The sequence below is a fragment of the Mycobacterium sp. genome (genome assembly GCF_040509115.1).
Lineage (GTDB): Bacteria > Actinomycetota > Actinomycetes > Mycobacteriales > Mycobacteriaceae > Mycobacterium.
In genome coordinates, this window is sequence record NZ_JBEVLO010000286.1 from 1 (window position 1) to 10,801 (window position 10,801).

The following is a 10,801-nucleotide window of genomic DNA, read 5'->3' on the forward strand; positions in this document are numbered from 1 at the left end:
CTCGTGGCCTATGTAGGCGTCGAATCCTTCTTGGCGGGGTTGCGCTCCTACTTCCGCGACCACGCCTTCGCCAACGCGACGTTCGGTGACCTGCTTGGCGCACTGGAGAAGTCGTCGGGCCGGGACCTCTCACAGTGGGGCCGCCAGTGGCTCAAGACGACCGGACTCAACACGCTGCGAGCGAACTTCGACGTCGACGGGGACGGCACGTTCACCCGATTCGCGATCGATCAGAGTGGTGCGGCGCCCGGCGCCGGCGAGACGCGCGTGCACCGCTTGGCGGTGGGCGTCTACGACGACGACGGCTCCGGCAAGCTGGTCAGAATTCACCGCGAAGAGCTCGACGTGGACGGCGCGACTACGGATGTGCCAGGGCTGCAGGGCATTTCGCGAGGCAAGTTGATCCTGGTCAACGACGACGATCTGACCTACTGCTCGCTGCGGCTGGACCCGGAATCACTGCAGACGGTGCTGACCCGCATCGCCGACATCTCAGAGTCGCTGCCCCGCACCCTGGCATGGTCGGCGGCCTGGGAGATGACCCGCGAGGCCGAGCTGAAGGCCCGCGACTTCGTCGAGCTGGTCAAGGGCGGCATTCACGCCGAGACGGAAGTGGGCGTGGCCCAACGGCTCTTGCTGCAGGCGCAGACGGCGTTGAACGCCTACGCCGATCCGGACTGGGCCTGCTCGGAGGGTTGGCCCGCCTTCGCCGACCGGCTCTTGGAATTGGCCCGTGCCGCCGAGCCGGGCTCCGACTTCCAGCTGGCCTACGTCAACGCGTTGTGCACGTCGGCGCTGTCGCTGCGCCACACCGCCGTACTCGCGGCCCTGCTGGATACGGACCCAGCCGAGCAGGGTCTGTCCGGGTTGAGCGTGGACACCGACCTGCGGTGGCGCATCGTCATCGCGCTGGCCGCGGGCGGCGACGTCGACGAAGGCGGCACCGCAACGCCGTTCATCGACGCCGAGGCGCAGCGCGACCCGACTGCCGCGGGACGGCGCAACGCGGCGGCTGCATCTGCCGCGCGCCCGCAGGCAGCGGTCAAGGAGGCAGCCTTCCAGCAGGTGATCGAGGACGACACGCTGGCGAACATCACCACCCGTGCGATCGTGACGGGTTTCGGGCAACCTGGCCAGGCAGCCTTGCTGAAGCCGTTCACCGCCAAGTACTTCGACGCCATCAGCGGAGTCTGGGAACGGCGGTCCAGCGAGGTTGCCCAGACCGTCGTCATCGGCCTGTACCCTTCGTCGGACGTCAGCCAGGAGGGCCTCGACGCCGCCGACCGATTCCTGGCCGGCGAGGTGCCCTCGGCGTTGCGGCGACTGGTGATCGAAGGACGCGCAGGGGTTGAACGCGCCCTGCGCGCCCGCGCCTTCGACGTCTCCTAGGCCCACGGCGCCGCCTCACCGGTCTTCGGCGGTCCGTCGCATACGCTCGCGCGGTGGCGGGCACGAACACGCGACGGGCCAGAGCGGCCCGCAGGCGCAAGCGTCGCGTCGCGGCGGTGGTGAACGACCTCACCGTTGCACAGTGGGCGGCGATCAAGACGGCATGGGACGGCTGCGCGTACTGCGGCGCGGCCGAGGGCCCACTGCAGCGGGATTGCGTCATGGCGATCTCGCGTGGCGGGCGGTACACCCTCGACAACGTGGTGCCCGCCTGCGCGGCGTGCAATGCGAGCAAGTGCAACGACGAGGTGACGGGCTGGCTTCGTCGCAAGCGACTCGACGAACGCACCTTCCTGGAACGGTACGTGCGCATCCGCGCCGAATTGATCGCCGCGGCGCTCGACGAGCTAGCCACAGCTAACACGGTGGAGCAGTAGCTGGTCGATTCGCCGACCGCTGACGCCAGCCCAGATTGCCGGTGCCGCGTCGGCCAGTGAGCGCAAAGTCACACGTCGCAGCTTGATTTACACGGAATTAACACTGATGCTTGATGGGTTGTTGATGCTGTCGATCCGTCGATGGCCGACGACTAGCAACCACAGCTCTGTGATCCAGGGCACAACCAAGGAGTACCGATGTCCTTCGCGCAGTTCCGTGACGACCTGACGCGCGCCATGAGCCGGCGCCGCCTCTACGCGCGGATCAACGCACTGCCCGATTCCACGGTTCGCGAAGAACTGCTGGCGATCGCTCAGCGTTACGAAGAGAACCGCTAGAACGACCAGAACTGAGCCGGTGACCACACAGGTCACCGGCTTCGTCGTTTCCAGGGGACGCCGACAGTGCGGTGTGTCGTCGACGATCGGATCGAACGCGACGACGGGCCGGTCGACGAGCAGAAGCGCTAGCGGGGTGAGACGCCTGCGCTGAGCACCCGTACCGCGCTGATGAGGCCGTCCATCAAATTGCCCTCCGCGAACGACGCGGCGGCCGCGGACACGCCAAGGGGCGCCGCCTCCTCGATACCGCGGCCCTTGACGTCGGAACCGTAGACCACCTCGATGGCCTTCTGGTTCGGCGACACCGCCAGCAGCACTGCGTTCTCCGGCGTGGGCACCTTCGTCAGGATGTCACGCGCCGTCGCTGCCGGGTCGACCCCCAGGTCGCCCAGGTACACGGCGAACCGCGCCTTCGCGGCGCGGGAGCCGTACTGCAGCGCGTCGTCGAGGACGACGAGGTCGGTGACGGGAAACGGGTAGTGGACCGACAGCTCGCCGGGTTCGGTGACACCGGAGACACGTCCGCTGTAGGTCAGCGCGTAGCCGTACGGGAGATTCTGCTCGGCGGCCTCGGCGACCTCGGCCGGGTGTGCCTTGGCGAGCTCCGTCGAATGCTCGCTACCACTTGCCACTGACGCCACCTCCAACGACCGGATGCGAGCCGTGCCCACCGTGACCGTGGTCCGCGGGCTCCTCGGACGCCCAAAGGATGGGAGCGTGCGTCCACTCCTCCGACAGCTGGTACGTGGGGGGATGCGGGCTCTTCTTCCGCAGCGTGATCGCGGCCAGGATCAAGAAGACCAGGATCGGCACGCCGCCGAGCAGCGAATGGGTAAGTGCGGTACTCACGTCGCAAACCGTATCAGCAAGGGGCGCGATGAGCGCTTGCGCGAAGAGCAGACAACGCACGATGAGCGCTTGCGCGAAGAGCAGACAACGCGCGATGAGCGCTTGCGCGAAGAGCAGACGTCCAGAGCATGGTCAGGCCGCGCCTTCACCCCAGATATCGGACCCATGCCGGATCCAGTTCCTTCACCGAGGACAGCAGCCGCCAGTGCTGGCCCTTGGGTGGCAACGGTGTCGAACGCAGCGCCCACCCGAGCTCGCTGAGCAGACGATCGGCCTTGCGATGATTGCATGGCGCACACGCCGCCACGCAGTTCTCCCAGGAGTGGTCACCACCCCGACTCCTCGGGACCACGTGGTCGACCGTGTCGGCCTTGGCCCCGCAGTAGGCGCAGCGGAATCGGTCGCGGTGCATCAGCGCTGCGCGGGTCATGGGAACCCGCGCCCGATAGGGCACCCGCACGTATGACCGCAACCGGATCACCGACGGCACGACGATCGCCCTGGTCGCCGAGTGGATCACGGGTCCGGACGGGTCGTCGTGGACGACATCGGCCTTGCCACACAACAGCATGACCACCGCGCGGCGGGCAGGCAGCGCAGCCAGCGGTTCGAAGGTGGAATTCAGCAGAAGGACTCTGCGACGGCTCCAGACGCCGCTGTCGCTAGCCGATGGACGCGCCTCGGCGCCAGGCAGCAGCAGAGTCGGGGCAGCATGCACTGTTGGGCTGGTTGAGCCGGCCGCGGTCAGGTGCCCGCGACTCCTCCTTCGCTGCGACATGCGTCCTCCGGGAAATAGTGCACCACGGATCGCCGCCGATCGCACGACAATCTTGGGTCGTGTTCGCTGGTCAGTCCGGTGAACATCCGATGACGACACTCCGCCTGCGGAGCCCGATACTTTCCCCGGTCGCTGCGCTCCTACCCGCCGGGGGACAATGGAGCCCGTGACGGAGCAACCCCGGTCGTTCTACGACGAAGTCGGCGGCGCCGAGACGTTCCACACCATCGTGGCGACCTTCTACCAACTGGTCCGCGACGACGAGATCCTGCGCCCGCTGTACCCGGAGGAAGATCTCGACGGGGCCGAGGTCCGCCTTCGGATGTTCCTCGAGCAGTACTGGGGCGGCCCGCGAACGTACTCCGAGCAGCGTGGCCATCCACGCCTGCGGATGCGTCACTCGCCGTTCCGCGTCGGGCCCATCGAGCGAGACGCCTGGCTGCGCTGCATGCACACCGCGGTCGCGGAGATCGACTCCCAGACCATGGACGACGCCCACCGCCGCGCCCTGCTCGACTACCTGGAGATGGCAGCGCAATCCATGGTCAACTCACCCTTCTGACCAACGCGCTAACGAAGAACGACGGCCGGATCCCCGCGGCGCCGGTACACGGTGCCGAAGCGAGCGTCGACGCGTAGCCACGTGGGCAGCACCCTGACCCGCACCACCTCGTCGGGGGCCACCGACTCGGGCGCAAACTGGTCGGCCGTCTTCGATTGGGGCAGGAAACCCATTGCCGTCAAGGCGAATACGCACCGCATCGGAATGCCGACGCTGGTGTCGCCCGCAGTCACCGCGACCACCTCCTGGTCGAGGAGTGACGCGGGCGGGCCGTGGGCGCTGCCATGCTCCTTGGCCAACGCCACCCCGCGCTGAGCCAGGTCGAGCACCACCCTGGCGGGAACATCGTCCAGATGCACGAAACCCGTTTCAGGAGGCAGCATTCCGCGCCACGCCGAATCCATCGCGAAACCAGGATCGACGAATCCCGAGCGGTCCATCGCGGGCAGCGCCACGGTGAGCGCATCGGCGCCGACCGAGAGATCGGCGGGCTTGACGCGGCCACCCACCACCCGGCTGGCCAGCACGTCGAAACCCGTTGCTACCCAAGCGACTACCTGTCCCCCGGCTCGCTCACGAAGCCGGATCACGCTGGCGTCGTCGAGGCGCATCGCGCGTTCCACGAACGTGGCGAGGTCCTCGCGGTGCGCGGCGTCGTCGAGCCAGAGACCACGGTCTGGCCCCATCCCGGACAGGCTCATCGCAACATTCCGCTCTTCGCGCGAGCGCTCATCGCAACACTCCGCTCTTCGCGCGAGCGCTCATCGCTGGTAACGCTGGAGATACTCCCGATGGTGCGGCGCCAATCGAACCAGACGCTGCTCCTCGATGTGGAAGGCGGCCAACTGCGACTCCCCGATGACGGCCGGCTTCGAGTCCGGATCGGCGAGCACGGAGCGCACCTCGTAGCCGAGCGTGAAGTCCACCGCACGCAGTCGATTCACCCAAATCGTCACCTGCAGTGGCGAATCCGCGAGCCGCAGCTGCCCCTTGTAGATCACGCGGACCTCCGCGATCAGCAGACCGATGGTGTCGAAATCGTTTGCGAACGGCTCGGTCAGGAACGGCACCCGCGCCTCTTCGAGGATCGTCACCATGGTGCCGTGGTTGACGTGCTGGTACATGTCGATGTCCGACCAGCGCACCGGCACCGGCGTGGTGAACCGCTCCGTCACGCGGTGGTCCCCGTGCCGCTCGTCCGCGTCATGCTGCGGATCTGGCGCGCCGCCACCGACAACGTCGCCAGGTCCTTCTCACCGTCCTCGTGGATCTCGGTGAGGGTGCGGCGGGCCCGCGACACCCGTGAACTGTTGGACAGCTCCCACTCCTCGACCTTCTGCTCCCCCGTCTCATCGGGTTCGCCGACCGCAAGCACGTCGAAGCACAGTGCCCGCAGTGAGCCGTAGATGTCGTCACGAATAGCCAAGCGCGCCAAGGAATGCCAACGGTCATCACGCGCCAGCCGGGATACGGCCGTCAGCAATCCGTCAGCACCAAGGTGATCCATCAGCGTGAAGTACGTATCGGCGACCTCGACCGGATCCCTGTCGACGATGTCGCCGATGTCGATGATGTCCAGCAGGCTGTACTGGTAGAGCCCGGTCGCCACCATCATGGCGAGATCCTCGGGCACACCCTGCGCCACGAACTCGCTCGTGTCCTTGGAGACGATGGCGCGGTCGTCGCCCCGCAGCCACTCTCCCATTCGCGGGGTGAGATCTGCGACCTTCGCCGCGAAGCGGTTGACCTCGGCACCGACGGCAAGGGGCTGCGGACGGAAGTTCAGCAGCCAGCGGCCTGCGCGGTCGATGAGCCGTCGCAGGTCCAGCGTCATGCGGTCCGTCACCGCCACGGGTAGGCCTGCCGCGCCTGCCGCACGGATCTGGCGCCACACGTCGCCGACGCCAAAGATCTCGTCCACCGCGACGTAGCTTCGCACCGCATCGACGGGGCTGACGCCGACGTCCTCGCAGACTCGGTAGGCATAGCTGATGCCCGCGGTGTCGACGAGATCGTTCACCAGCATCGTCGTGATGATCTCCCGACGCAGTTGGTGCGAGCGGATCTCGGGACCGAAGCGGTCCCGCAACTGGTGCGGGAAGTACTGAGGCAGCCGAGAGGCGAACACCTCCTGGTCGGGCAGCTCGCTGGCCAGAAGCTCGTCCTTGAGCGCGAGTTTCACGTAGGCCATCAGCGTGGAGAGTTCGGGCGAGGTCAGGCCCAGCCCGATCTCGGAGCGCCGTCGGATCTCCTTTTCGGCCGGAAGCGCCTCCAATTCGCGGTTGAGGCCGCGGTCGGCCACCAGTCCCTTGATTTGGCGCGCGTGCACGGGAAGCAGGCCAGCAGCGTTGGCGCGGCTGGTGCCCATCAGATCGTTCTGCGCGGCGTTGTCGTCGAGCACCAGTTCGCCGACTTCCTCGGTCATCGACATCAGCAGCGTGGTGCGCTCGTCGGCGCTCACCTGCCCGCCCGTGACCAACGAGTCGACGAGGATCTTGATGTTGACCTCGTGGTCGGAGCAGTCGACGCCTGCCGAGTTGTCCATCGCGTCGGTGTTCACGTGACCGCCGCTGAGTTCGAACTCGATCCGACCACGCTGTGTCACACCGAGGTTGCCGCCCTCGCCGATCACCTTGACGCGCAGCTGGTTTCCGTTGACACGGATGGGATCGTTGGCGCGGTCGCCGACGTCGGCGTCCGACTCGACTTCGGCCTTGATGTACGTGCCGATGCCGCCGTTCCAGAACAGATCCACCGGAGCCTGCAGGATCGACTTCATCAACGCCGGCGGCGTCATCTCCTCGACGTCGTCGGCCAGGCCGAGGGCACTGCGGACCTGCGGGCTCACCGGAATCGACTTCTGTGCCCTGCTGTACACGCCGCCGCCCTCGCTGATGAGGCTGCGGTCGTAGTCATCCCAGCTGGACCGCGGCAGTGCGAACATCCGATCTCGCTCCGCCCAGGAGGTCGCCGCATCGGGGTCGGGGTCGAGGAAGACGTGGCGGTGGTCGAACGCCGCAACGAGCCGAATGTGCTTGGACAGCAACATGCCGTTGCCGAAGACGTCGCCGCTCATGTCGCCGACGCCGACGACGGTGAAGTCCTCGGTCTGCGTGTCGACGCCGAGCTCGCGGAAGTGCCGCTTCACCGACTCCCACGCGCCCTTGGCAGTGATGCCCATCGCCTTGTGGTCGTATCCCACCGAACCGCCCGACGCGAACGCGTCCCCGAGCCAGAAGCCGTAGGACTTGGCGACTTCGTTGGCGATGTCGGAGAACGTCGCGGTGCCCTTGTCCGCGGCGACGACGAGGTAGGCATCGTCCCCGTCCCGGCGCACGACGTCGGCGGGGGTGGTGACCGCGCCAGTGGCTGTGTCCACGTTGTCGGTGACGTCGAGCAGCCCGGAGATGAACAGCCGGTAGCAGGCCACGCCCTCGTTGCGCAGCGCGTCGCGATCGGCGGCGGCGTCCCCGGTGGCCGCGGGGGCGTTCTTCAGCACGAAGCCGCCCTTGGCGCCGACGGGGACGATGACGGCGTTCTTCACCGCCTGCGCCTTCACCAGCCCCAGGATCTCGGTGCGGAAGTCCTCACGTCGGTCGGACCACCGCAGCCCACCGCGCGCGACGTTGCCGAACCGCAGATGCACGCCCTCGACCCTCGGCGAGTACACGAAGATCTCGTATTTTGGTCGCGGCAACGGCAATTCGTCGATCAGCAGGGGATTCAGCTTGACCGACAGCACGTCCTGGCTACGGGCGGAGCCCGGCCTGGTGACGAAGTAATTGGTCCGCAGCGTCGCCTGGATCATCGACGCGAAGGCACGCAAGACCCGGTCGGTGTCGAGGCTGACGAGCGCGTCGATGCCCTGGGCGACGGCCACCGCGGCGGCCGAGGCGTCGCGCTTGTTCCCGGTGTCGGGCGCGGCTTCCTCGGGGCCGAAGAGCGCCTCGAAGAGTTCCACCAGAGCGCGTGCGGTCCCGGGGTTGTCGTTGACGACGGTCTCGATGTGGGATTGGCTGTACGGAAAACCGGCCTGCCGCAGATACTTCGCGTAGCTGCGCAGCACCGTGACCTGCTGCCACGTCAACCCGGTACGCAGCACCAACTCGTTGAACCGGTCGATCTCGACGCGGCCCTCCCAGATCGCGGTGACGGTGTCGGCGAACCGGACCGCGGTGGCCTCCCGTTCGGAGGCGTCCTGTTCTTCCGAGATCGATTGCCGCGGTTGAATCTTGAACTGGTAGATCCACACCGGCAGACCGTCGTCGCGGGTCACCGAGAACGGGCGCTCCTCGAGCACGACGACGCCCATGCACTGCAGCATGGGCAGCAAGTCACTCAGTGACGCCGATCGGCCGCCGAGGTACCAGGTCAGATTGGCGGCCTGGCCGTGTCCACCGTCGGCGAACACCAATTTCACCGAATTGCGGTGCAGCTGTTCGATGATGGCGATGTCGCCGATGGCCTGGTGCGGGGTGAACGCCTGCCGGTACACCTCGGGGAACGCCACCGAGTAGTGCTCGGCCGCGGCGCGGGTGATGGCACCCGTCTTGACGGCGCCCATCAGGCGATCGCCCCAGGTGCGAGCGGCCTCGGTCAGCAGATCCTGAATGCGGTCCTCGTTCGCCAGGGACGTATCGACGTCGGCGGCACGGGTGTCGTTCGGCAGCCGGACCGTGAAGTGCACCACCGCCCACGGCGATTCACTGACCCGCGCGGTGTACTCGATGCTCTCGCCGCCGAGTTCGCGGACCAGGATGTCCTGCATCTCGAGGCGCACCGCGGTCGTGTACCGGTCGCGCGGCAGGTACACCAGGCACGACACGAAGTGGGCAAGTTGATCGGCGCGCAGGAAGAGCAGCGCTCGTCGACGCGAGCCGAGGTCGACGACGGCCTTCGCCATGTCGAGCAGCTGCCGCGCGCTGAGCGCGAACAGTTCCGAACGCGGGACGGTCTGGATGATGTCGAGCGTCAACTGTCCGGGGTGGTTGCTGTCGCCATGAGAGAGCGCCAGGGCCTCGGTGACCCGTCGCGCGATGAGCGGGATCTCGAGCACGTTGGCGTTGGAGGCCGCGACGGTGAACAACCCGACGAACCGGTGCTCGATCGCGGCGTCCTCGCCGGGCAGGCTCTCGCGGATCACGACGATGTGCGGATGCGCGCCGTAGCGCAGGTAGGTCGGCATGGTGGCCTGCGCCAGCACCAGGAGATCGTCCCGACTGGTGAGCGGGGGGAACGCGTCGGTCCGCCGCCGCAGCACGCCGAGACGGCTCGGCAGGTCCACCGTCGCCTGGTCGCCGCTCACGGTGCACCGCTGGTAACCGAGCAGGACGAAATGTCCGTCGGCGAGCCAGCGCAGCAGCGCCGCGACGTCGCGGCGGTCATAGGACTGGAAGTGGCCTGACCTGTCGGCGTCGAGCGTGCTCGCCAACCCGACCAACGTGGCGTTCAGGGCACCGGAGTCGAGCGCCACCTGGCGGGCGTCTGCGAGCACGGAGGGCAGCAACTCGGCGGCCTCGGCGATGGCCTTCGGATTCGCCGACGGCGACAACGACACGTGGATCCAGGTCTCGTCGGCTCCGTCCGTCGGTGCGGCGGGGTCCGCGGCGGGCGTGAGGTCCACCAACTCCCCCGCCGGATTGCGTCGGACGCGGAAGGTGGGGTTCATGATCGCGACGTAGGCGACGCCGAGCCGGTGCAACAAGACCGTGACGGTGTCCGTCAGCATGGCGCTCTGATCGGTCACGACCTGCAGTGCCGGCCCGAAACCGCCCGGTTCGTCGACGTCGTAGACGGCGACCTTGGTGTCACCACTGGACCGCTGGCCACCGAGCCGGGCATGAGCGGCGAGCAGCGCCGGCGTCACGATGCGACCCGACAGGTCCAGCGGCATCGTCACCGCGGCATCCGCGGCGGGTGCGTCGCCGTGCGGGCCCTGATGCGTGTCGAGATAGGCGGTGGCCAGACCGCTGGTGAGCTCCGCTCCCCTCTGAGTCGCCGCCGGTCCGCTGTGCTGCTGACCTGGAAATCCAGAATTCACGGTCGTCATACTCGCTCCCGCCTCAGGCCCGCGTGCCGGCCGTCGTTGGATGAAGTCGCCGAAGCGGCTTCGTGGCACGCGGGAGTGACATTAGTTCTTCCCCGGGTCGCTCCGCTCCTGCCCCGCCGGATTGGTAGTCCGCCGATGCGGTGGTGCCCAACCCACCGGATCGACATCTCACCGAAGTCTTTGCTCTCACCGCGAATCAGTCGCGGGTGAGTCTCCGGTGGGTGACGCGGTGTGGTCGTGCCGCATCCGCGCCAAGCCTCTGCAGCTTGTTCTCCTCGTAGCCACCGAAGTTGCCCTCGAACCAGAACCACTTGGCTTCGTTGTCGTCGTCGCCCTCCCACGCCAGGATGTGCGTGCAGGTGCGGTCGAGGAACCAGCGGTCGTGCGAGATGACC

At 67.4% G+C, this 10,801-nt stretch carries 9 protein-coding genes and 2 pseudogenes; 4 read left to right on the forward strand and 7 right to left on the reverse strand.

Annotated features, from left to right (window positions below):
• The 3 genes from ABW137_RS19755 to ABW137_RS19765 all read left to right on the forward strand — a co-directional run.
• The coding region (locus ABW137_RS19755; RefSeq protein ID WP_526403066.1) for an ERAP1-like C-terminal domain-containing protein at positions 1-1,389 on the forward strand (1,389 nt) is incomplete at its 5' end.
• Between the two features lie 53 nt (positions 1,390-1,442).
• The gene (locus ABW137_RS19760; protein WP_526403068.1) at positions 1,443-1,826 is read left to right on the forward strand and encodes an HNH endonuclease signature motif containing protein; all 384 of its coding nucleotides are present in this window, start codon (positions 1,443-1,445) and stop codon (positions 1,824-1,826) included.
• A gap of 198 nt (positions 1,827-2,024) precedes the next feature.
• Positions 2,025-2,165, forward strand: coding sequence for a hypothetical protein (locus ABW137_RS19765; RefSeq protein ID WP_526403070.1), 141 nt, complete (start codon positions 2,025-2,027; stop codon positions 2,163-2,165).
• A gap of 128 nt (positions 2,166-2,293) precedes the next feature.
• Here ABW137_RS19765 and ABW137_RS19770 read toward each other — a convergent pair whose 3' ends face one another.
• From ABW137_RS19770 to ABW137_RS19780, 3 genes and pseudogenes are all read right to left on the reverse strand, one after another.
• Positions 2,294-2,800, reverse strand: a complete 507-nt coding sequence (locus ABW137_RS19770) for a DUF5130 family protein (RefSeq protein ID WP_526403072.1) — start codon at positions 2,798-2,800, stop codon at positions 2,294-2,296.
• Positions 2,787-3,017 carry an aa3-type cytochrome oxidase subunit CtaJ gene (ctaJ, locus tag ABW137_RS19775; RefSeq protein WP_526403074.1) on the reverse strand — a complete coding sequence of 77 codons (231 nt, stop codon included), beginning with the start codon at positions 3,015-3,017 and terminating at the stop codon, positions 2,787-2,789. The genes ABW137_RS19770 and ctaJ overlap by 14 nt, the downstream gene beginning before the upstream one ends.
• A gap of 132 nt (positions 3,018-3,149) precedes the next feature.
• Positions 3,150-3,795: pseudogene (locus tag ABW137_RS19780) on the reverse strand (HNH endonuclease signature motif containing protein).
• 157 nt (positions 3,796-3,952) lie between these two features.
• Between ABW137_RS19780 and ABW137_RS19785 the strand changes: the two are divergent.
• Complete coding sequence (locus ABW137_RS19785) at positions 3,953-4,357, forward strand: globin (RefSeq protein WP_526403076.1); 405 nt, start codon at positions 3,953-3,955, stop codon at positions 4,355-4,357.
• Positions 4,358-4,365: 8 nt separating this feature from the next.
• Here ABW137_RS19785 and ABW137_RS19790 read toward each other — a convergent pair whose 3' ends face one another.
• From ABW137_RS19790 to ABW137_RS19805, 4 genes and pseudogenes are all read right to left on the reverse strand, one after another.
• A complete protein-coding gene (locus tag ABW137_RS19790) occupies positions 4,366-5,058 on the reverse strand; it encodes a DUF8010 domain-containing protein (protein ID WP_526403078.1) in 693 nt (230 codons plus the stop codon).
• A 60-nt stretch (positions 5,059-5,118) separates the two neighbouring features.
• Positions 5,119-5,532: an acyl-CoA thioesterase gene (locus ABW137_RS19795; RefSeq protein WP_526403080.1), complete on the reverse strand. Its 414-nt coding sequence runs from the start codon at positions 5,530-5,532 to the stop codon at positions 5,119-5,121.
• Positions 5,529-10,406, reverse strand: a complete 4,878-nt coding sequence (locus ABW137_RS19800) for an NAD-glutamate dehydrogenase (RefSeq protein WP_526403082.1) — start codon at positions 10,404-10,406, stop codon at positions 5,529-5,531. Before ABW137_RS19800 ends, ABW137_RS19795 begins: the two co-directional genes overlap by 4 nt.
• A gap of 196 nt (positions 10,407-10,602) precedes the next feature.
• Positions 10,603-10,801: pseudogene (locus ABW137_RS19805) on the reverse strand (energy-dependent translational throttle protein EttA); the annotation flags it as partial.

Excerpts from the sequence above, each read along its gene's own strand:
- ABW137_RS19765 (WP_526403070.1), top strand. The coding sequence starts at position 2,025 with ATGTCCTTCGCGCAGTTCCGTGACGACCTGACGCGCGCCATGAGCCGG.
- ABW137_RS19785 (WP_526403076.1), top strand. The coding sequence starts at position 3,953 with ATGGAGCCCGTGACGGAGCAACCCCGGTCGTTCTACGACGAAGTCGGC.
- ABW137_RS19790 (WP_526403078.1), bottom strand. The coding sequence starts at position 5,058 with ATGAGCCTGTCCGGGATGGGGCCAGACCGTGGTCTCTGGCTCGACGAC.
- ABW137_RS19800 (WP_526403082.1), bottom strand. The coding sequence starts at position 10,406 with ATGACGACCGTGAATTCTGGATTTCCAGGTCAGCAGCACAGCGGACCG.